Raw genomic sequence first — 19,507 nt, 5'->3', positions numbered from 1 at the left:
GGGCCTACAGCAGCTCCTTGAGCCGATGCCAGGCCATGCCGAGGGCCAGCAGCGGCGAGCGCAGGTACTTGCCGCCGGGGAAGGTCATATGCGGCACCTGGGCGAACAGCTCGAAGCCGCGGCTCTCCTGGCCGGCGATGGCCTCGGCGAGCAGCTTGCCGGCCAGGTGGGTGGCGTTGACCCCGTGGCCGGCGTAGGCCTGGGCGTGGAACACGTTGGCCTGATCCTTGAGTCGGCCGATCTGTGGCAGGCGGTTGGCGCCGATGCCGATCATGCCGCCCCACTGGTAGTCGATGCGCACGTCGGCCAGCTGCGGGAACACCTTGAGCATTTTCGGCCGCATATAGGCGGCGATGTCCGCCGGATCGCGCCCGGAATAGTGGCAGGCGCCGCCGAACAGCAGGCGCCGGTCGGCCGAGAGGCGGTAGTAGTCCAGCGCCACGCGCTGGTCGCACAGGGCCATGTTCTGCGGAATGAGCGAACGCGCCTGGGCCTCGGACAGCGGCTCGGTGGCGATCACGTAGCTGCCGGCCGGCAGCACCTTGCCGCTCAGGGTCGGCTCCAGGCCGTTGATATAGGCGTTGCAGGCCAGCACCAGGTACTTGGCGCGCACCTGGCCGCGGGCGGCGTGCACGCGCACCTCGCGGCCATGGTCGATGCGGCTCACCGGCGAGTCCTCGAACAGCTGCACGCCCAGGCTCGCCGCCGCCGCCGCTTCGCCCAGGGCCAGGTTGAGCGGGTGCAGGTGGCCCGAGCCCATGTCGATCATGCCGCCGACATAGTTGTCGGAGCCGACCACCTCGTGCATCTGCTCCGGCTGCAGCAGGCGCAGCGGGTGGCGGTAGCCGAGGCTCTCCAGCTCGGCCTTGTCCTCGGCGAAACCGGCCAGGTGCTCGGGTTTGTTGGCCAGGTCGCAGTAGCCCCAGGTCAGGTCGCAGTCGATCTGGAACTCTTCGACGCGCCGGCGCACCAGCTCCACCGCCTCCAGGCCCATCAGCTTGAGCTCACGCACGCCATCGGCGCCTATCAGGTTCTCGAACTGCTCGACGCCGTGGCCGACGCCGCGGATCAGCTGGCCGCCGTTACGCCCGCTGGCGCCCCAGCCGATCTTGTGCGCCTCCAGCAGCGCCACCGTCAGGCCCTTGCGCGCCAGCTCGATGGCGGTGTTCAGGCCGGAAAAGCCGCCGCCGACTATGCACACGTCCACCTGCAGCTCGCCGCCCAACGGCGGGTAGGCCAGCTGGCGATTGACGCTGGCGGCGTAGTAGGAGGCGGCGTGCTGGGGGCCGTGAACCGGCTGGTGAACGCGGGCGTTCATGTGTGAAATCCTGATTTTTGTGTGTGGAAAATTCAACGCAGCATAAGCGCGGAATCTGCATGACGCCAAGGGGGGGCGCCGGAAAAATCGATGTAGGAGCGGCTTTAGCCGCGAACATGACGCGTAGTTTCGCGGCTGAAGCCGCTCCTACAGCACCTGCCCGCGCGGCGCAGTACACTGCCGGCATCGTTTCCCGGATGCCCGAACATGAGCTGCACCGACCGCAAGATCGACCACCTGCGCCGACAGATCCCGCGCTTCGCCTGCGTGCCCGGCTGCCACGACTGCTGCGGGCCGGTCACCGCCTCCGCGGAGGAACTGGCGCGGCTGCCGGTGAAAAGCATCGCTGCGCACGACGCGGCGCTGGCCGAGTACAACTGCGTGCACCTGGGGCCGAACGGCTGCGAGGTGTACGAGCAACGCCCGCTGATCTGCCGGTTGTTCGGTACCACGCCGAACCTGCCCTGTCCGCACGGTCGCGGCCCCGAGCAGCCGATCGAGCCGGCGGTGGAGCGCCAGGTGCATCGGCTGATCGCCACGACCCGCCAGCGGCTCGTGTAGGGTGCGCTGTGCGCACCAGCTTTCCGCGCAATAGGGCGGCAAGCGCCACCTAAGCCAGGTGCACCGGCGTTCCAGGCATTGGTGCGCACGGCGCACCCTACGAGGTTTTCACTCCGGCACCGGCAGCGCCAGGCTCTCCTTCACCTCTTCCATGACGATATAGCTCTTCGACTCGCGCACGTGCGGCAGCTTGAGCAGGATGTCGCCGAGCAGCTTGCGGTAGCTGGCCATCTCGTTGATCCGCGCCTTGACCAGGTAATCGAAGTCGCCGGACACCAGGTGGCATTCCAGCACGTGCGGCAGCTTGAGCACGGCGCGGCGGAATTCCTCGAAGGTGTCGCCGGACTTGTAGTCCAGGCTGATCTCGACGAACACCAGCAGGTTGGCCTTGAGGTTCTGCGGATTGAGCCGGGCGTGATAGCCCATGATGATCCCCTCGCGCTCCAGGCGCCGTACCCGCTCGGTGCAGGGCGTGGTCGACAGGCCCACCCGCTCGCCCAGTTCGGTGAAGCTGATGCGCCCGTCCTCCTGCAGGATGCGGAGGATGTTGCGGTCGATCTTGTCCAGTTCGCGACGACTCTGATGCTGGGTTCTCATGGGGAATCCGCCTCTGTAAAAGCGATTTTTGCCAAGAATTCTCGCCAAATATAGCTGTGTATATGGTGAAAAGCACTGCGCGGCTCTCCCTATACTGCGCCCCAACGACAACTCTGGTCTTTGACGTCCGTGCTCTGGCGCGGCGGGGAGAAAAGCATGCGTGTTCTGGTTCTCGGCAGCGGTGTGATCGGTACCGCCAGTGCGTACTACCTGGCCCGTCAGGGCTTCGAGGTGGTGGTGGTCGACCGTCAGAACGGCCCGGCCCTGGAAACCAGCTTCGCCAACGCCGGCCAGGTCTCCCCCGGCTACGCCTCGCCCTGGGCCGCCCCGGGCATCCCGCTGAAGGCCATCAAGTGGCTGCTGCAGCAGCACGCGCCGCTGGCGATCAAGGCCACCGGCGACATCGACCAATACCTGTGGATGGCGCAGATGCTGCGCAACTGCACCGCCAGCCGTTATGCGGTGAACAAGGAGCGCATGGTGCGCCTGTCCGAGTACAGCCGCGACTGCCTCGACGAGCTGCGTGCCGAGACCGGCATCGCCTACGAAGGTCGCCAGCTCGGCACCACCCAGCTGTTCCGCAGCCAGGCCCAGGTCGATGCCGCGGCCAAGGACATCGCCGTGCTGCAAGCCTCCGGCGTGCCCTTCGAGCTGCTCGACCGCGACGCCATCGCTCGCGTCGAACCGGCCCTGGCCGGGGTCAAGCACAAGCTGGCCGGCGCCCTGCGCCTGCCCAACGACCAGACCGGCGACTGCCAGCTGTTCACCGCCAAGCTGGCGGAGATGTGCATCAAGCTGGGGGTGGAATTCCGCTTCGGGCAGAACATCCAGCGCCTGGACGCCGTCGGCGACCGCATCAACGGCGTATGGATCGACGGCAAGCTGGAAACCGCCGACCGTTACGTGCTGGCGCTGGGCAGCTACAGCCCGCAGCTGCTCAAACCGCTGGGCGTGCGTGCGCCGGTCTACCCGCTCAAGGGCTACTCGCTGACCGTGCCGATCGTCAACGCCGAGATGGCGCCGACCTCGACCATCCTCGACGAGACCTATAAGGTGGCGATCACCCGCTTCGACGGCCGCATCCGCGTCGGCGGCATGGCCGAGATCGCCGGCTTCGACCTGAGCCTCAACCCCAAGCGCCGCGCCACCCTGGAAATGATCACCGCCGACCTCTATCCCGAGGGCGGCGACCTCAAGCAGGCCGAGTTCTGGACCGGCCTGCGCCCGGCCACCCCGGACGGCACGCCGATCGTCGGCGCCAGCGCCTACCGCAACCTGTTCCTCAACACCGGCCACGGCACCCTGGGCTGGACCATGGCCTGCGGCTCCGGTCGCCTGCTGGCGGATCTGATCGGCAACAAGCGCCCGCAGATCAGCGCCGAAGGCCTGGATATCTCGCGTTACTCGGGCAAGACCCGTGAGCTCGAGGCCGCGCTGCAGCCGCTGCGCACCTGATAGGCTGCGCGTCCCGTAATCGAAGGAGCTTTACCCCTATGTCGATCCAGCGCCTGCATGTGGAAAAACGCTACAGCGAAGTGGTGATCCACAACGGCACCGTCTACCTCGCCGGCCAGCTGGCCGACGATTACAGCGGCGACATCCGCCAGCAGACCCGCGAGACCCTGGCCAATATTGACCGCATGCTGGCCGAGGCCGGCAGCGACAAGAGCAAGATTCTCTCTGTGACCATCTACCTCAAGGACATGGACGCCCACTACGACGGCCTCAACGCCGAGTACGACGCCTGGGTCGCCGAGGGCGCCGCCGCGGCCCGCGCCTGCGTCGAGGCGAAGATGTACAAGCCCGAGGTGCTGGTGGAGATGATGGTGGTGGCGGCCCTCTGAGAGCAGGCTCGACTCGAATTGTGTTGGCTTTTCGCCCGGCTGTCCCGCCGGGCTTTTTTTGACTGGTAGCGCGTAGCCCGGGTGGCATCCGGGCTACGCCAAACACCTCGCCTCGGCGAAGCATCGAGAGACCGCGAACCATGCGTCCCGCCCGTGCCCTGATCGACCTCGACGCCCTGCGTCACAATTACCAATTGGCCCGCGAACTGAGCGGCGCCCGCGCCCTCGCCGTGGTCAAGGCCGATGCCTATGGGCATGGCGCGGTGCGCTGCGCCCAGGCCCTGGAGCGCGAGGCCGACGGCTTCGCCGTGGCCTGCATCGAGGAGGCGCTGGCCCTGCGCGAGGCCGGCATCCGCGCGCCGATCCTGCTGCTGGAGGGCTTCTTCGAGGCGGCCGAGCTGGCGCTGATCGAGCAGCACCAGCTGTGGTGCGTGGTCCACGCGCTGTGGCAGGTCGAGGCCATCGAGCAGGCGAGTCTGGGCACACCCTTGAATGTCTGGCTCAAGCTGGACTCGGGCATGCACCGCGTCGGCCTGCACCCGGCCGACTACCCGGTTGCCTACCGCAGGCTGCTGGCCAGCGGCAAGGTGAGCAAGATAGTGCTGATGAGCCACTTCGCCCGCGCCGACGAACCCGATTGTCCGCGCACCGCCGAGCAGCTGGCGGTGTTCCAGCAGGCCCGCGAGGGCCTGACCGCCGAGGTCAGCCTGCGCAACTCGCCGGCCGTGCTCGGCTGGCCACAGGTGCCCAGCGACTGGGTGCGCCCCGGCATCATGCTGTACGGTGCCACCCCCTTCGAGCAGGCGCAGGCGCAGGCGGCGCGGCTCAAGCCGGTGATGACCCTGGAGTCGAAGGTCATCAGCCTGCGCGAACTGCCGGCCGGCGAGCCGGTGGGCTATGGCGCGCGCTTCGTCAGCGAGCGCCCGACCCGCGTCGGCGTGGTCGCCATGGGCTACGCCGACGGCTATCCGCGCCACGCGCCGACCGGCACGCCGGTGGCGGTGGACGGCCAGCTGACCCGGCTGATCGGCCGGGTGTCGATGGACATGCTTACCGTCGATCTCACCGACCTGCCGCAAGCCGGCCTCGGCAGCCGCGTGGAGCTGTGGGGCAAGCAGGTGCTGGCCAGCGACGTGGCCCTGGCCGCCGGCAGCATTCCCTATCAGCTGTTCTGCAATGTGCGGCGGGCGCCGCTGCTCTATCTCGGCGGCTGAGAGCCTGTTCAAAGGCTGCTGCGCGTCGGCCCTGCTGCGTTAAAAACAGGCTCGGAATGCTCATTTACAACTCGTAAACTCCGCTTCCTCGCCTGTTTTTGCCTTGCATGGCTCTAGCTCGCGAGCCTTTGCATAGGCTCTAACGGGGGCGGTGTAGGCGAGCGCGAACGCCAGTGTTGTAAATTCCGAACGCTGTGCCATGATACGGACACTTTTTCCGCATCTGCCCCAGGGGGGACACCAGCATTGGACGTCGGCGTTCGACTGCAATCGATTCGTAAGCTCAAAGGCCTTTCCCAACGTGAACTCGCCAAGCGTGCGGGGGTCACCAACAGCACCATCTCGATGATCGAGAAGAACAGCGTGAGCCCTTCGATCAGCTCGCTGAAGAAGGTGCTCGGCGGCATCCCCATGTCGCTGGTGGAGTTCTTCTCCCTCGACCTGGAGCAGGAGAACCAGGCCCAGGTGGTCTACCGGGCCTCGGAACTGACCGATATCTGCAGCGGCGCCATCACCATGAAGCTGATCGGCAAGGCCCACCCGAGCCGTGCCATCGCCTTCCTCGACGAGACCTACCCGGTCGGCGCCGACACCGGCGACGAGATGTACGCCCACGAGGGCGAGGAAGCCGGCATGCTGGTCGAGGGCAAGCTGGAACTGACCGTGGGCAGCGAGGTGTTCATCCTCGAACCGGGCGACAGCTACTACTTCGAGAGCAGCAAGCCGCACCGCTTCCGCAACCCCTTCGACGCGCCGGCGCGGCTGATCAGCGCCACCACGCCGGCGAATTTCTAAAAAAGCAGCTACAAGCCGCAAGCTTCAAGCGACAAGTAAAAGCATGCGCAAGCCTCCAGCTTGTGGCTTGTGGCTGTTCTCCTGCGACAATCTGGGTTGTTTCGGCCCGGGCGGCTTGCCGTTATACTGTCGCCCGCTCGCGAAACCGTGGCCGCGGGCGTGACTAGCCACGATGAGGGTGTACCGTGAATCTAATTAAGAAAATGCTGGTGGCACCGGCTGCCGTATTGGCCCTGTGGGCAGTGACTGCTCAGGCCACGACCGATGAAGCCATCGCCGAACGCCTCAAGCCGGTCGGCGAAGTGTGCATCATGGGCGAAGAATGCAAGGGCGTCGGCGCCGTTGCCGTGGCCGCCGGCGGCGCGCGCAGCACCGACGACATCATCGCCAAGCACTGCAACGCCTGCCATGGCGCCGGCGTGCTGGGCGCGCCGAAGATCGGCGACACCGCCGCCTGGAAAGAGCGCGCCGACCACCAGGGCGGCCTCGACGGCATCCTGGCCAAGGCCATCTCCGGCATCAACGCCATGCCGCCGAAAGGCACCTGCGCCGACTGCTCCGACGACGAGCTGCGCGACGCGATCAAGAAGATGTCCGGTCTGTAAGACCCGGCGCTCGATAAAAAAACCGCCTCTTGCAGGCGGTTTTTTTATGGCTGCTGTCCAGCCTTGTGGATGACGCTTTTTCATCCACCATCAGCGCCGCCATGGTGGATCGGTGAAGCGCGATCCACCCTACGTCCGGCCAGGCCAGCGGCCCGCGCCTGCGATCTAGTCGAGAAAGCGCACCTGGCCATTTTCCAGGGCGGCGACGCGCGCCAGCGACTCGACCCGGTAGCCTTCGCTCTCCAGCAGCGTGCGGCCTTCCTGGAACGACTTCTCGATGACGATGCCGATGCCGGCGATCCGCGCGCCGGCCTGCTGGATCAGGTCGATCAGCGCCTTGGCGGCGTGGCCGTTGGCGAGGAAGTCGTCGATCACCAGCACGGTGTCGGCGGCGGTGAGGTGGCGCGAGGAAATAGCGATGGTGCTCTCGGTCTGCTTGGTGAAGGAGAACACCTTGGAGATCAGCAGGTCGTCCTTGAGCGTCAGCGACTGGAACTTGCGCGCGAAGATCACCGGAATGCCCAGCTCCAGGCCGGCCATGATCGCCGGGGCGATGCCGGAGGCCTCGATGGTGACGATCTTGCTGATGCCCTGGCCGGCGAAGCGCCGGGCGAACTCGTGGCCGATCTGCTGCATCAGCGCCGGGTCGATCTGGTGGTTGAGAAAGGCGTCGACCTTGAGCACCTGCTCGGACAGTACGATGCCTTCGTCGCGAATCTTCTGTTTTAGCGCTTCCACGCGGTTGTCCTCATGCTGAACGTAGCCCGGATGCAATCCGGGACGGTTTCCCCGGATTGCATCCGGGCTACGAAGTGACGCTATTCGATGGCCTTGCGGGCCGTCGCCGGGCGCCGGTCATTTTCTTAGCAGCGCCCGCATATTGGCCAGCGCGTCGTTGCCGCGCGCGGTCTTGACCTCCACCGGCGCCTCCTCCTGGCCTTCCCAGACCAGATCCTCGGGCGGCAGCTCGTCGAGGAAGCGGCTCGGCGAGCAGTCGATCACCTCGCCGTACTGCTTGCGCTTGGCGGCGAAGGTCAGCGCCAGGTTGCGCTTGGCGCGGGTGATGCCGACGTAGGCCAGGCGCCGCTCCTCCTCGATGGTGTCGGCCTCGATACTGGAACGGTGCGGGAGAATCTCCTCCTCGAAGCCGATGATGTACACCGAGGGAAATTCCAGGCCCTTGGAGGCGTGCATGGTCATCATCTGCACGCCCTCGGCGCCTTCTTCCTCCTCCTGCTGGCGCTCGAGCATGTCGCGCAGCACCAGCTTGCCGATGGCGTCCTCGATGGTCATGTCGCCGTCTTCGTCGCGCTCCAGGGTGTTCTTCAGCGCATCGACGAGGAACCAGACGTTGCCCATGCGCGCGTCGGCGACCTTGTCGCTGGAGGCGTTCTGCCGCAGCCAGTTCTCGTAGTCGATGTCCATCACCATGCTGCGGATCGCGGCGATCGGGTCGTTCTGCGCGCACTGCTGGCGCACGCCGTCCATCCAGCGCTTGAAGCGCGCCAGGCGCTCGGTGTAGCGGCTGTCGAGCTGTTCACCGAGGCCGATCTCGTCGCTGGCGGCGTACATGCTGATCTGGCGCTCGGTGGCGTAGTTGCCGAGCTTTTCCAGGGTGGTCGAGCCGATCTCGCGGCGCGGCACGTTGATCACCCGCAGGAAGGCGTTGTCGTCGTCCGGGTTGACCAGCAGGCGGAAGTAGCTCATCAGGTCCTTCACCTCCTGGCGGGCGAAGAAGCTGGTACCGCCGGACAGGCGATAGGGAATCTGGTGGTGCTGCAGCTTGAGCTCCATCAGCTTGGCCTGGTAGTTGCCGCGGTAGAGGATGGCGAACTCGCTGTAGGGGCGCTGGGTGCGCAGGTGCTCGGTGAGGATCTCCAGCGCCACCCGTTCGCACTCGGCGTCTTCGTTGCGCGTGCGGATCACGCGGATCTCGTCGCCCACGCCCATCTCCGACCACAGCTGCTTCTCGAACACGTGGGGGTTGTTGGCGATCAGCACGTTGGCGCATTTGAGGATGCGGCTGGTGGAGCGGTAGTTCTGCTCCAGCATCACCACCTTGAGCGACGGATAGTCCTCTTTCAGCAGCATCAGGTTTTCCGGGCGCGCGCCGCGCCAGGCGTAGATCGACTGGTCGTCGTCGCCGACCACGGTGAACTGGTTGCGCATGCCCACCAGCATTTTCACCAGCAGGTACTGGCTGGCGTTGGTGTCCTGGTATTCGTCGACCAGCAGGTAGCGGATGCGGTTCTGCCATTTTTCCAGGATGTCGGCGTGCTCCTGGAAGAGTTTCACCGGCAGCAGGATCAGGTCGTTGAAGTCCACCGCGTTGTAGGCCTTGAGCGTGCGCTGGTAGTGCAGATAGACGATGGCGGCGGTCTGTTCCTTGGGATTGCGCGCCTTGGCCAGGGCCTCGTCGGGCAGGATCAGGTCGTTCTTCCAGCTGTCGATGTAGTTCTTGATCTCGTCGGCGCCGTCGTCTCCGGCGTACTCCTTCTGCATGATGTCCGACAGCAGCGCCTTGATGTCGCCGTCGTCGAAGATCGAGAAGCCGGGCTTGTAGCCCAGGCGCGCGTATTCCTTGCGGATGATGTTCATGCCCAGGTTGTGGAAGGTGGACACGGTCAGGCCGCGTGCCTCGGCGCCCTTGAGCAGGCTGCCGACGCGCTCCTTCATCTCGCGCGCGGCCTTGTTGGTGAAGGTCATGGCGACGATATGACGGGCCTGGATGCCGCAGTTCTGCACCAGGTGGGCGATCTTGCGCGTGATCACGCTGGTCTTGCCGGAACCGGCACCGGCGAGCACCAGAAGCGGGCCGCCGACGTAGTTCACGGCCTCTTGTTGCCGGGGGTTCAGTCGGGACATGGGATCGTTCGCAGGAAAAAGGCCGCGCATTTTAACAGGCCTGGCCGGTTCTGCCGCGACCGTCCGGAACTGTGGCCTGGCGCACGCAATCGCCGCTCGCCGCGCTTGGTTATTCGGTCGATTGCAGTACTCTGGTACCACTTGCCGGTTTTTTGGCTATACCTCAGGATGTGCACTACCTTTCACATGGATGTGTTTGATTAGACGTCGATTACGACGCGCTCAGGCGACGCGATTCGCCATCATTCTGTGGTCATTGGGGGAGGTTGCTTGTCCACGCTCGTCGAACCCTTGCGGTTGGTTCTGCTGGCGGAAACGCCGGACTGGGCCGAATTGTTGCGCGAGCAGCTGAGCGCCCTGGGCAGCCCGTCCCCGTTGATCACTGCGCCGTCCTGGGAGGCGGCCAGCAACCTGTTCGACGACCACGCCAGCGGTTTGCTGCTGAGCACCACCGCACGCCTGCCCGCGCCGGGCCAATGCCCGTTGCCGGTGGTGCTGCTGCTCGACGAGGAACCTGCCGAAGAGCCCAGCGGCGTCAGCGACTGGCTGGTGCGTGGCAGCCTCAACCTCGACGTGCTGCGCCGCTGCCTGCGCTACGTGCGCGAGCAGGGCAATCTCAAGCAGACCCTGCAGCGCCTGGCCGAGCAGGACCCGCTGACCGGCATCGCCAACCGCCAGGGCTTCCAGACCCTGCTCGCCGCGCGCCTGGCCGAGTGCGGTGGGCGCGGCCTGGTGCTCGGCCATCTCGACCTGGACAACTTCCGCCACGCCAACGACGCCCTCGGCTACCAGGCCGGCGACCGCCTGATCCTGCATGTGGTGGCGCGCCTGAAGAGCCTGCTGCAGCCCTGCGACCAGCTCGCGCGGCTGGGCAGCGACGAGTTCGCCCTGCTCCTCGACACCCGCCGCGACCCGCAGCGCGGCGAGCGCCTGGCCGAACGCATCACCGAGGTACTGGCCGAGCCCTACTGGGTCGACGGCGAGAGCCTGCTGATCGGCTGCAGCCTGGGCCTGGCCCATGCCCGCGCCGGCGAGGGCGCCGACCCGCTGCTGTGGCACGCGCATATCGCCATGCAGCAGGCCAAGAGTCAGCAGGGCTGCGTGTTCCATGTCTACGACGAACGCCTCAACCGCAGCGCCCGCAGTCAGGCCGATCTGGAAAGCGAGCTGCGCCGCGCCCTGCGCCGCGACGAGCTGGAGCTGCATTATCAGCCGCGCCTGTGCCTGCAGAGCGGGCGCATCGTCGGCCTGGAGGCGCTGGTGCGCTGGCAGCACGGCGAGCGCGGCCTGCTGGCGCCCAACGAGTTCGTGCCGCTGGCCGAGGAGACCGGGCTGATCGTGCCGCTCGGTTACTGGGTGATTTCCCGCGCCCTGCGTGACATGCAGTGGCTGCGTGGGCGCGGCCTGCCGGCGCTGCACATGGCGATCAACCTGTCGTTCCGCCAGTTCCAGGACAGCCAGCTGCTGCCCACCCTCAGCCGCCTGATCGAGGAGCGCGGGGTGGACGCGCAGTGGCTGGAGTTCGAGCTGACCGAGACCGCGGTGATGCGTCGCAGCGACCAGGTGCAGCAGACCATGCTGGCCCTGGGGCGGCTCGGCGTGCGCTTCTCGCTGGACGACTTCGGTACCGGTTTCTCCTCCTTCGTCCACCTCAACAACCTGCCGATCACCCTGCTGAAGATCGACAAGAGCTTCGTCGGCGGCATGGGCGAGCGCGCCGAGAACCGCCAACTGGTGCGGGCGATGATCAACCTGGCGCACAACCTCAACCTCGAGGTGGTCGCCGAAGGGGTGGAGAATATCGAGCAGCTGGACATGCTGCGTCAGTTCGGCTGCGACCAGGTGCAGGGCTACCTGATCAGCAAGGCCGTGCCGCTGGCCGAGCTGGCGCGTTTCCTGGTGTTCGGCCAGCGCCAGCCGCTGCTGACCGGTACGCCCTCGTAGGGTGCGCCGTGCGCACCAGCCGTTACGACAGACAGGCCTCGCCTTCCTCAACCTGCGGCCGCTGCAACTGCGCCGTCTTCCACTGAAAGCCCAGCACCAGGCCACTCGCCGTCACCGCCAGGCCGGCCGCCAGTCCCCACCAGACACCCTGCGCTCCCCAGCCGAGGGCGAAGGCGAGCAGCCAGGCCAGCGGCGCACCGACGCACCAGTAGCCGGCCAGGCCGATCAGCAGGGTGGTGCGGCCGTCGTTCAGCCCGCGGATCGCGCCCATGGCGATGCTCTGCAAACCATCGAACAACTCGAACCAGGCGGCGATCGCCAGCAGGCTCACCGCGAGAGTGACGATCTCGGCGAAGGCCGGATCGTGGCGGTCGAGGAACAGGCCGATGATCCATTCCGGCAGCAGCCAGAACAGCAGGGCGAACAGCAGCATCAACGCCGCGCCCAGGGCCATGCCCAGATGGCCGCTGAGGCGCGACAGCGGCAGGCGCCCGGCGCCGTAGTGCAGGCCGACGCGGAAGGTCACCGCGTAGGACAGCCCCTGCGGCACGATAAAGGCCAGCGCCACCGTCTGCATGGCGATCTGGTGCGCCGCCAGCTGCACGCCGCCCAGCGCGCCCATGCACAGGGTGGCGAAGGTGAACAGCCCTTGCTCGGCGGCATAGGTGCCGCCGATGGGCAGGCCCAGGCGCAGCAGGGCGCGCAGCTCCGCGCGCTGCGGACGGCCCAGGCCGCCGCGCAGCTTGTAGCGGCGGTAGTGCGGCGCGAGCAGGATATACAGCGCCAAGGCCAGGGCCATGCCGCTGCTGACCAGCGCGGTGGTCATGCCGATACCGCCCAGGCCCAGGCTGGGCAGGCCGAACCAGCCCTCGATCAGCGCATAGTTGATGACGAAGTTGGCCGCCGTGCCGACGATGCTGATGGCCATCACCGGGCCGGGATGACCGATGGCGCTGGTGAAGCCGCGCAAGGCCATGAAGCACAGGTAACCGGGCAGGGCCAGCGACAGTGGGCGCAGCAACTCCATGGCCAGGCTGGCGGCGTCAGGCGCCTGGCCCAGGTGCGGCAGCAGCGGGCCCAGGCCGTTGAGGCACAGCGCGCTGACCATGCCCAGCAGCAGCGCCAGCCACAGGCCGTTGTGCAGCAGGCGGGCGACGCCGCCCGGGTCGCCGGCGCCGTGGCGGATGGCGACCAGGCTGCCCACCGCGGCGATCACCCCGCTGCAGAAGATCGAGAAGATGAAATAGCAGGTGGCGCCCAGCGCGCCGCCGGCCAGTTGCTGCGGGCCGAGCATCGCCATCATCAGCGTGTCGGTGAAAATCATCAGCGCGTGGGCCAGCTGGGCGGAAATCAGCGGGCCGGCCAGGCGCAGCAGCGCGCCCAGCTCGTGGCCAAGGGCATTCTTCATGATGAGTAAAACTTCGGCAGGATAAGCTTCCCCAGACTGTCTAGGGATAAGCGATGACCGTTATTCTCTGGCTTGATCCGCTTGTCCACAAAAGGAAAATAGCCATGCCAGACATGATTAAAACTCATGGTTTGACGCGATGAACCGGCGTCTGCCGCCGCTCTATGCCCTGCGCGCCTTCGAGGCGGCGGCGCGGCATGCCTCCTTCACGCGCGCGGCCGAGGAACTGGCCATCACCCAGAGCGCGGTGAGCCGGCATATCCGCACCCTCGAGGCGCATTTCGCCTGTCGCCTGTTCGAGCGCCACGGCCGCAGCCTGCAGCTGACCGACCCGGCGCGCGCCCTGCTGCCCGGCCTGCGCGACGGCTTCGAGGCGCTGGAACGGGCCTGCGCCGCGCTGCGCGCCGACGACGGCGTGCTGCGCCTGAAGGCGCCCTCGACCCTGACCATGCGCTGGCTGCTGGCGCGGCTGTCGCACTTTCGCCTGGCCCACCCGGACAGCGAGGTGCAGCTGACCAGCGCCTGGATGGACGTGGACAAGGTGGATTTTCGCCACGAACCCTTCGACTGCGCGGTGCTGCTGGCCGGCGGCCAGTTCCCGGAGGAATGGGACAGCGTGCTGCTGTTCGAGGAATGGCTGATCCCGGTCTGCGCCGCCGCCGATGTCGCCGCCGGGCCCTGGCCGCTGGCGCGTCTGCAGGCCGCCGAGCAGCTGCACCCGACCCCGGACCGCCGCGACTGGCGGCGCTGGTTGCAGGCCACCGGCCTGAGCGAGCAGGTGCCGCTGAAGAGCGGCCAGCTGTTCGACATGCTGGAGCAGGGCATAGTCGCCGCCGCCCGTGGTTATGGCGTCTCGATTGGCGATCTGCTGATGGTGGCCGAGGACGTGCAGGCTGGCCGCCTCGGCCTGCCCTGGCCAAGTGCGGTGCGCAGCGGCGACAGCTACTACCTGGTGTGGCCCCGGGCGCACCGCGCCCAGGCGCGCCTGCAGCGGCTGCGCGACTACCTGCTGGCGGAGGTGGCGGCGATGCGCCTGCCGCAGGTGCAGCGGTTGTAGGAGGCACGATGCAACGCATCCCTGGTGCGCGCGGCGCACCCTACGGAGCCCGCTCCATCGCGTAGGGGTCGCGGGGCCGCCTAGGCCGCGCGCACCGGGAAGTCCTCACCCCGTCCCCGGCCGATATTGCAGGGCCTCGGCCAGATGGCCGCGGACGATCTGCGGCTCGTCCGCCAGGTCGGCCAGGGTGCGTGCCACCTTGAGCACCCGGTGCGCGGCGCGCAGCGACAGGCCGAGGCGCTCGCAGGCGCTTTCCAGCCAGTGGCGATCCGTTTCGCTCAAGGCGCAGTGCCGACGCAGCCCCGGCAGGTCGAGAAAGGCGTTGGCCACGCCCTGGCGCCGCAGCTGGCGCTGGCGCGCGGCGGCCACCTTGGCGGCGGCCTCTGCGGTGCTTTCGCCGTCCGCCACCGGTACCTGCAGCGCGGTGCTTTCGCGCGCCACGGTCAGGTGCAGGTCGATGCGGTCGAGCAGCGGCCCGGACAGCTTGGCGCGGTAGCGCTGGATCTGCTCCGGGGTGCAGCGACAGCGGTTGCTGGGGTCGCCCAGGTAGCCGCAGGGGCAGGGGTTCATCGCCGCCACCAGCTGGAAGCGCGCGGGGAAACGCACCTTGTCGCGGGCCCGGGCGATGACGATATGGCCGCTTTCCAGCGGTTCGCGCAGCACCTCCAGGACCTTCCTGTCGAACTCGGGGAGCTCGTCGAGAAACAGCACGCCCTGATGCGCCAGGGTGATCTCGCCGGGTTGCGGGCGACTGCCGCCGCCGACCAGCGCCGGACCCGAGGCGCTGTGGTGAGGGGTTCTGAAGGGGCGCTGCGGCCAGTGCTGCAACGGCGTATGGCTGGCCACCGAGTGGATCGCCGCCACCTGCAGCGCCTCGCTTTCGTCCAGCGGCGGCAGCAGGCCGGGCAGGCGGCTGGCGAGCAGGGTCTTGCCGGTGCCGGGCGGGCCGCTGAGCAGCAGGTTGTGCGAGCCGGCGGCGGCCACCAGCAGGGCGCGCTTGGCCGCCAGCTGGCCCTGCACTTCGGCCAGGTCGGGGTAGGGCAGGCTCTGCCGGAGCAGGCCCCGGGCCGCATAGGGTTCGAGGGGGGCGGTGCCGTTGAGGTGCGCGGCGATCTGCAGCAGATGCTCGACGGCGATCACCCTGAGCCCGGAGGCCAGGCTGGCCTCTTCGGCATTGGCCGCCGGCACCAGCAGGGTGCGCCCGGCTTCGCGGGCGGCCAGCGCCGCCGGCAACACGCCCTGCACCGGGCGCACGGCGCCGGATAGCGCCAGTTCGCCGAGACATTCGTATTCATCGAGAGATGGGGCCGGTACCTGACCGCTGGCGGCGAGAATGCCCAGGGCGATGGCCAGGTCGAAGCGCCCACCGTCCTTAGGCAAATCGGCGGGGGCCAGATTGAGGGTGATGCGTTTGCTGGGAAATTCGAAGGCGGCATTGAGGATAGCGCTGCGCACGCGGTCCTTGCTTTCCTTGACCGCGGTTTCCGGCAGGCCGACCAGGGTCAGGGAGGGCAGGCCGTTGGCCAGGTGCGCCTCGACGGTGACGGCCGGCGCTTCGACGCCGACCTGGGCGCGGCTGTGGACGAGGGCCAGGGACATGATCGCTCCTTGATCGGTCCCGCCGCTGAATCAGTCGGCGGGTGGGTTGAGCTTGGCTTCCAGCTCGGCAACCTTGGCTTCCAGCGCCTCCAGGCGCGCGCGGGTGCGGGCCAAGACCACCATCTGGCTGTCGAACTCCTCGCGGCTGACCAGCTCGAGCTTGCTGAAGCCGCTCTGCAGCAGGGCCTTGAACTGGGCCTCCAGTTCCGCGCGCGGCAGCGGGCTGTCGCCGCCGAACAGACGCGAGGCGTGGCTACTGAGGGTGTCGAGCAGGGCTTTGGGCGGCAGCATGGTCGGGTTCCGAGTACAGACGGCCGGCAGTGTAGCACGCGGTCGGCGGCGGGGCGCCGCCCCCGGCAGTTGCACGATTTTTGCGCACGGTCGGCGCGCATGGCGCACCAATCTTGTGCGTAAGTGCCGTCGCGGGCTCGCCCCGGCTGCCCCAGACTGCAGGTAAAACCCTGAATCGCGGCGCTTTTATGGGAGCTGGCAAGCTTTCTGCTTAGGGCCTAGCGACTCATGCACCGATGCAGTACCGGTGCGTCGGACGGAGCGGGGGAGTGTTTCGTCGGGAGCGGTTGGTGGGTATCGGCCACGCCAGGCTGGGGCGGTCGGTGCATTACAAAAGCCAGACACTGCGCTTAGACTTGAGCCGGGTTCGCAATTCCTGGGGCAAGTCCACCTTACACGGGAGAAAGTTTCATGAAGCTAGTCACTGCCATCATCAAGCCGTTCAAGTTGGACGACGTGCGCGAGTCGCTGTCGGAGATCGGCGTGCAGGGCATTACCGTCACCGAGGTCAAGGGCTTCGGCCGCCAGAAGGGCCACACCGAGCTGTATCGCGGCGCCGAGTACGTGGTCGACTTCCTGCCCAAGGTGAAGATCGACGTGGCCATCGCCGACGATCAGCTCGATCGCGTCATCGAGGCCATCACCAAGGCGGCCAACACCGGCAAGATCGGCGACGGCAAGATTTTCGTGGTCAATCTGGAACAGGCGATCCGCATCCGTACCGGCGAAACCGATACCGACGCGATCTAAACCCTCCGAACCCCACGCCCCAGGAGTAAACCCATGACTCTGCGAACTTTCGCAGGGCTAGGAGCCCTTTTGCCCTCGATTTGCGGCCTCGCGCCGCTGTCGACGACGAATGCCGGTGTCGGCGAAGTCCTCGCCGCCCCGCTGTGCCTGACCCTCGCAGGTCTCGCGCTCCGCGATGGGAACGCCTGGTCGCCTTGCGGTGCAAGGGGTTCAGCGATCCAGATCGAGCGTGGCAACTACCTGTAAAGCATACGGAACGCGTCCGGCGCCAACCCGGGCGTCTTAACCGAACAGCGCACAATAAGCGCCGGCAAGAGGTGAAAAATGGACAACACAGCATTGACTGCACTGCAGTACGGCTTCGATACCTTCTACTTTCTGATCTGCGGTGCCCTGGTGATGTGGATGGCGGCAGGCTTCGCCATGCTCGAATCCGGCCTGGTCCGCGCCAAGAACACCACCGAGATCCTGACCAAGAACATCGCCCTGTACGCGGTGGCTAGCGTGATGTACCTGGTGATCGGTTACCACATCATGTACTCCAGCCCGGAAGGCGGCATCTTGCCGAGCCTGGGCTTCCTGATCGGCGACGAGAACAGCGTCGACTCGGTACTTGCCGGCGGCGACGATGCGCCCTACTACTCGGCCCGTTCCGACTTCTTCTTCCAGATCGTGTTCGCCGCGACCTGCATGTCGGTGGTTTCCGGTGCGGTGGCCGAGCGCATGAAGCTGTGGGCCTTCCTCGCCTTCGCCGTGGTCATGACCGGTTTCATCTACCCGGTGCAGGGCTTCTGGAAGTGGGGCTCGGGCTTCCTCAACGAAGCCGGCTTCCTCGACTTCGCCGGCTCCGGCGTGGTGCACATGGCCGGCGCTTCGGCGGCCCTGGCTGGCGTGCTGCTGCTCGGTGCGCGTAAGGGCAAGTACGGCGCCAATGGCCAGGTCAACGCCATCCCCGGCTGCAACCTGCCGCTGGCCACCCTCGGCACCTTCATCCTGTGGATGGGCTGGTTCGGCTTCAACGGCGGTTCGCAGTTGAAGATGAGCACCATCGAAGACGCCAACGCCGTGGCCCAGGTATTCGTCAACACCAACATGGCCGCTGCCGGTGGCCTGATCGTGGCGATGATCGTGGCGCGCATCCTGTTCGGCAAGGCCGACCTGACCATGGCGCTGAACGGCGCCCTGGCCGGCCTGGTCGCCATCACCGCCGAACCGCTGACCCCGAGCGCCCTGCAGGCGACCCTGATCGGCGGCGTCGGCGGCCTGCTGGTGGTGTTCTCCATCCTCGGCCTGGACAAGCTGAAGATCGACGATCCGGTCGGTGCCATCTCGGTGCACGGCGTGGTCGGCATCTGGGGCTTGCTGGCGGTGTGCCTGACCAACGGCGACGCCACGCTGGGCGCCCAGCTGCTGGGTATCGCCAGCATCTTCGCCTGGGTCTTCGGCGCCAGCCTGATCGTCTGGAGCATCATCAAGGCGGTGATCGGCCTGCGCGTCAGCGAAGAGGAAGAGTACGAGGGCGTGGATATCGCCGAGTGCGGTATGGAGGCCTACCCGGAATTCACCAACAAGTGATTTTCCCGGTAATCGCAAAGGGCGCCTTCGGGCGCCCTTTGTTTTTTCTGACGGCGCGCTAGAATGCGCGCGCTGGAGCCATCGGGAGCGAGAGTCGGATGTGGCAGCAACGCACCCTCAGCCTGCGGCCGCGCAGTCGCGGTTTCCACCTGGTGACCGAGGAACTGCTGGCCGCCTTGCCGGAACTGGCGCGTTATCGCGTCGGTCTGTTGCACCTGTGGTTGCAGCACAGCTCGGCGTCGCTGAGCGTCAACGAGAACGCCGACCCCGCGGTGCGCCGCGATTTCGAGCGTTTCTTCAACCGCCTGGTGCCGCAGGGCGAGGGCGGCTACGAACACGACGACGAAGGCCCGGACGACCTGCCGGCGCACTTCAAGGCCAGCCTGCTGGGCTGTCAGCTGCAGCTGCCGATACACAACGGGCACCTGGCGCTGGGCAGCTGGCAGGGCATCTACCTCGGCGAGCACCGCGACCATGGCGGCGCCCGGCGGGTGCTGGCGACCTTGCACGGCGAGGTCATTTGAATTTTTTCCGGTCGGGCAGTGAAGCCTGCGCGACTGGGCTATAACTAACCTGCTTTTCGCAAGTCATGAGGTTGAACATGAGCGACGAAGACCTGGAACAAGACGACCTGGAAGGGGCCGACGAGGACGACGGTGAGGAGCTGGCGGCTGCCGACGACGGCGACAGCGGCGACGAGGGCGACGGCGAAGTCGTAGCCAGCGGCAAGAAGAGCAAGGCCAAGGCCGTCGAAGTCGACGAGCTGCCGAGCATCGAAGCCAAACAGAAAGAGCGCGACGCGCTGGCCAAGGCGATGGAGGATTTCCTCGCGCGTGGCGGCAAGGTGCAGGAGGTGGAACCCAACGTGGTCGCCGATCCGCCCAAGAAGCCCGACAGCAAATATGGCAGCCGTCCCATCTGAGGACGGCACGCTGCAAGGAACCCGCCCCTGTGGCGGGTTTTTTGTTGCCCACCATCCCTGGCGGCAACCCTGCGGGCCGTCGCTACGCGACGTCAAAAATCGCTCCCGGCGATTTTTTGTGTTCGGCGGTGTGGCATCGAAGGGTGCGCCGTGCGCACCAGG

20 protein-coding genes are annotated in these 19,507 nt (G+C 66.9%); 13 read left to right on the top strand and 7 right to left on the bottom strand.

Annotated elements, in window-relative coordinates:
* Positions 1 to 4 precede the first annotated feature (4 nt).
* Positions 5 to 1,318, bottom strand: coding sequence for an NAD(P)/FAD-dependent oxidoreductase (locus ACIGKL_RS13530; RefSeq protein ID WP_397487139.1), 1,314 nt, complete (start codon positions 1,316 to 1,318; stop codon positions 5 to 7).
* 207 nt (positions 1,319 to 1,525) lie between these two features.
* On the opposite strand from ACIGKL_RS13530, the gene ACIGKL_RS13525 reads away from it, so the two are divergent.
* Positions 1,526 to 1,879 carry a YkgJ family cysteine cluster protein gene (locus ACIGKL_RS13525; RefSeq protein WP_397487138.1) on the top strand — a complete coding sequence of 118 codons (354 nt, stop codon included), beginning with the start codon at positions 1,526 to 1,528 and terminating at the stop codon, positions 1,877 to 1,879.
* Positions 1,880 to 1,987: 108 nt separating this feature from the next.
* Here the strand turns inward: ACIGKL_RS13525 and dadR are convergent, their stop codons facing one another.
* On the bottom strand, positions 1,988 to 2,476 hold the full coding sequence (dadR, locus tag ACIGKL_RS13520; protein ID WP_017678280.1) for a transcriptional regulator DadR: 489 nt from the start codon (positions 2,474 to 2,476) through the stop codon (positions 1,988 to 1,990).
* Between the two features lie 156 nt (positions 2,477 to 2,632).
* Here dadR and dadA point away from each other — a divergent pair, with 156 nt between their 5' ends.
* From dadA to ACIGKL_RS13495, 5 genes are all read left to right on the top strand, one after another.
* Positions 2,633 to 3,931, top strand: coding sequence for a D-amino acid dehydrogenase (gene dadA / locus ACIGKL_RS13515; RefSeq protein ID WP_397487137.1), 1,299 nt, complete (start codon positions 2,633 to 2,635; stop codon positions 3,929 to 3,931).
* Between the two features lie 38 nt (positions 3,932 to 3,969).
* A complete protein-coding gene (locus ACIGKL_RS13510) occupies positions 3,970 to 4,320 on the top strand; it encodes a RidA family protein (RefSeq protein WP_341435615.1) in 351 nt (116 codons plus the stop codon).
* A gap of 140 nt (positions 4,321 to 4,460) precedes the next feature.
* The gene (gene alr, locus ACIGKL_RS13505) at positions 4,461 to 5,534 is read left to right on the top strand and encodes an alanine racemase (RefSeq protein WP_397487136.1); all 1,074 of its coding nucleotides are present in this window, start codon (positions 4,461 to 4,463) and stop codon (positions 5,532 to 5,534) included.
* A gap of 246 nt (positions 5,535 to 5,780) precedes the next feature.
* Positions 5,781 to 6,329: a cupin domain-containing protein gene (locus ACIGKL_RS13500; RefSeq protein ID WP_031303843.1), complete on the top strand. Its 549-nt coding sequence runs from the start codon at positions 5,781 to 5,783 to the stop codon at positions 6,327 to 6,329.
* Between the two features lie 185 nt (positions 6,330 to 6,514).
* A complete protein-coding gene (locus tag ACIGKL_RS13495) occupies positions 6,515 to 6,934 on the top strand; it encodes a c-type cytochrome (RefSeq protein ID WP_397487135.1) in 420 nt (139 codons plus the stop codon).
* Between the two features lie 165 nt (positions 6,935 to 7,099).
* Here ACIGKL_RS13495 and ACIGKL_RS13490 read toward each other — a convergent pair whose 3' ends face one another.
* Complete coding sequence (locus ACIGKL_RS13490; protein ID WP_397487134.1) at positions 7,100 to 7,672, bottom strand: xanthine phosphoribosyltransferase; 573 nt, start codon at positions 7,670 to 7,672, stop codon at positions 7,100 to 7,102.
* A gap of 117 nt (positions 7,673 to 7,789) precedes the next feature.
* Complete coding sequence (gene rep / locus ACIGKL_RS13485) at positions 7,790 to 9,799, bottom strand: DNA helicase Rep (protein WP_397487133.1); 2,010 nt, start codon at positions 9,797 to 9,799, stop codon at positions 7,790 to 7,792.
* Positions 9,800 to 10,069: 270 nt separating this feature from the next.
* On the opposite strand from rep, the gene ACIGKL_RS13480 reads away from it, so the two are divergent.
* Entirely contained in the window at positions 10,070 to 11,743 is a 1,674-nt protein-coding gene (locus tag ACIGKL_RS13480) for a putative bifunctional diguanylate cyclase/phosphodiesterase (protein WP_397487132.1), read from the top strand.
* A 22-nt stretch (positions 11,744 to 11,765) separates the two neighbouring features.
* Here the strand turns inward: ACIGKL_RS13480 and ACIGKL_RS13475 are convergent, their stop codons facing one another.
* A complete protein-coding gene (locus tag ACIGKL_RS13475; protein ID WP_397487131.1) occupies positions 11,766 to 13,151 on the bottom strand; it encodes a NorM family multidrug efflux MATE transporter in 1,386 nt (461 codons plus the stop codon).
* 139 nt (positions 13,152 to 13,290) lie between these two features.
* On the opposite strand from ACIGKL_RS13475, the gene ACIGKL_RS13470 reads away from it, so the two are divergent.
* Entirely contained in the window at positions 13,291 to 14,208 is a 918-nt protein-coding gene (locus ACIGKL_RS13470; protein ID WP_397487130.1) for a LysR substrate-binding domain-containing protein, read from the top strand.
* Between the two features lie 105 nt (positions 14,209 to 14,313).
* Here the strand turns inward: ACIGKL_RS13470 and ACIGKL_RS13465 are convergent, their stop codons facing one another.
* Entirely contained in the window at positions 14,314 to 15,807 is a 1,494-nt protein-coding gene (locus tag ACIGKL_RS13465) for a YifB family Mg chelatase-like AAA ATPase (RefSeq protein ID WP_397487129.1), read from the bottom strand.
* A 30-nt stretch (positions 15,808 to 15,837) separates the two neighbouring features.
* Positions 15,838 to 16,098, bottom strand: a complete 261-nt coding sequence (locus ACIGKL_RS13460; protein WP_397487128.1) for an accessory factor UbiK family protein — start codon at positions 16,096 to 16,098, stop codon at positions 15,838 to 15,840.
* 411 nt (positions 16,099 to 16,509) lie between these two features.
* On the opposite strand from ACIGKL_RS13460, the gene glnK reads away from it, so the two are divergent.
* The 5 genes from glnK to sutA all read left to right on the top strand — a co-directional run bounded on the left by glnK (position 16,510) and on the right by sutA (position 19,345).
* Positions 16,510 to 16,848: a P-II family nitrogen regulator gene (gene glnK / locus ACIGKL_RS13455; RefSeq protein ID WP_003096476.1), complete on the top strand. Its 339-nt coding sequence runs from the start codon at positions 16,510 to 16,512 to the stop codon at positions 16,846 to 16,848.
* A gap of 33 nt (positions 16,849 to 16,881) precedes the next feature.
* A complete protein-coding gene (locus ACIGKL_RS13450; protein ID WP_397487127.1) occupies positions 16,882 to 17,094 on the top strand; it encodes a hypothetical protein in 213 nt (70 codons plus the stop codon).
* 78 nt (positions 17,095 to 17,172) lie between these two features.
* Positions 17,173 to 18,423 (top strand): ammonium transporter, encoded by a 1,251-nt coding sequence (locus tag ACIGKL_RS13445; RefSeq protein ID WP_397487126.1) that lies wholly within the window; start codon positions 17,173 to 17,175, stop codon positions 18,421 to 18,423.
* A gap of 98 nt (positions 18,424 to 18,521) precedes the next feature.
* Entirely contained in the window at positions 18,522 to 18,947 is a 426-nt protein-coding gene (locus ACIGKL_RS13440; RefSeq protein WP_397487125.1) for a secondary thiamine-phosphate synthase enzyme YjbQ, read from the top strand.
* Between the two features lie 77 nt (positions 18,948 to 19,024).
* On the top strand, positions 19,025 to 19,345 hold the full coding sequence (sutA, locus tag ACIGKL_RS13435; protein ID WP_397487124.1) for a transcriptional regulator SutA: 321 nt from the start codon (positions 19,025 to 19,027) through the stop codon (positions 19,343 to 19,345).
* Positions 19,346 to 19,507: the final 162 nt, after the last annotated feature.

It is taken from the genome of Pseudomonas sp. NPDC077186 (assembly GCF_044543505.1).
In the GTDB taxonomy this organism is placed as follows: domain Bacteria; phylum Pseudomonadota; class Gammaproteobacteria; order Pseudomonadales; family Pseudomonadaceae; genus Aquipseudomonas.
The sequence above is the reverse complement of the archived record's forward strand: the minus strand, read 5'-3'. Positions and strand labels throughout refer to the sequence as shown.

Excerpts from the sequence above, each read along its gene's own strand:
- ACIGKL_RS13530 (WP_397487139.1), bottom strand. The coding sequence starts at position 1,318 with ATGAACGCCCGCGTTCACCAGCCGGTTCACGGCCCCCAGCACGCCGCC.
- ACIGKL_RS13525 (WP_397487138.1), top strand. The coding sequence starts at position 1,526 with ATGAGCTGCACCGACCGCAAGATCGACCACCTGCGCCGACAGATCCCG.
- dadR (WP_017678280.1), bottom strand. The coding sequence starts at position 2,476 with ATGAGAACCCAGCATCAGAGTCGTCGCGAACTGGACAAGATCGACCGC.
- dadA (WP_397487137.1), top strand. The coding sequence starts at position 2,633 with ATGCGTGTTCTGGTTCTCGGCAGCGGTGTGATCGGTACCGCCAGTGCG.
- ACIGKL_RS13510 (WP_341435615.1), top strand. The coding sequence starts at position 3,970 with ATGTCGATCCAGCGCCTGCATGTGGAAAAACGCTACAGCGAAGTGGTG.
- alr (WP_397487136.1), top strand. The coding sequence starts at position 4,461 with ATGCGTCCCGCCCGTGCCCTGATCGACCTCGACGCCCTGCGTCACAAT.
- rep (WP_397487133.1), bottom strand. The coding sequence starts at position 9,799 with ATGTCCCGACTGAACCCCCGGCAACAAGAGGCCGTGAACTACGTCGGC.
- ACIGKL_RS13475 (WP_397487131.1), bottom strand. The coding sequence starts at position 13,151 with ATGAAGAATGCCCTTGGCCACGAGCTGGGCGCGCTGCTGCGCCTGGCC.
- ACIGKL_RS13470 (WP_397487130.1), top strand. The coding sequence starts at position 13,291 with ATGAACCGGCGTCTGCCGCCGCTCTATGCCCTGCGCGCCTTCGAGGCG.
- ACIGKL_RS13465 (WP_397487129.1), bottom strand. The coding sequence starts at position 15,807 with ATGTCCCTGGCCCTCGTCCACAGCCGCGCCCAGGTCGGCGTCGAAGCG.
- ACIGKL_RS13460 (WP_397487128.1), bottom strand. The coding sequence starts at position 16,098 with ATGCTGCCGCCCAAAGCCCTGCTCGACACCCTCAGTAGCCACGCCTCG.
- glnK (WP_003096476.1), top strand. The coding sequence starts at position 16,510 with ATGAAGCTAGTCACTGCCATCATCAAGCCGTTCAAGTTGGACGACGTG.
- ACIGKL_RS13450 (WP_397487127.1), top strand. The coding sequence starts at position 16,882 with ATGACTCTGCGAACTTTCGCAGGGCTAGGAGCCCTTTTGCCCTCGATT.
- ACIGKL_RS13445 (WP_397487126.1), top strand. The coding sequence starts at position 17,173 with ATGGACAACACAGCATTGACTGCACTGCAGTACGGCTTCGATACCTTC.
- ACIGKL_RS13440 (WP_397487125.1), top strand. The coding sequence starts at position 18,522 with ATGTGGCAGCAACGCACCCTCAGCCTGCGGCCGCGCAGTCGCGGTTTC.
- sutA (WP_397487124.1), top strand. The coding sequence starts at position 19,025 with ATGAGCGACGAAGACCTGGAACAAGACGACCTGGAAGGGGCCGACGAG.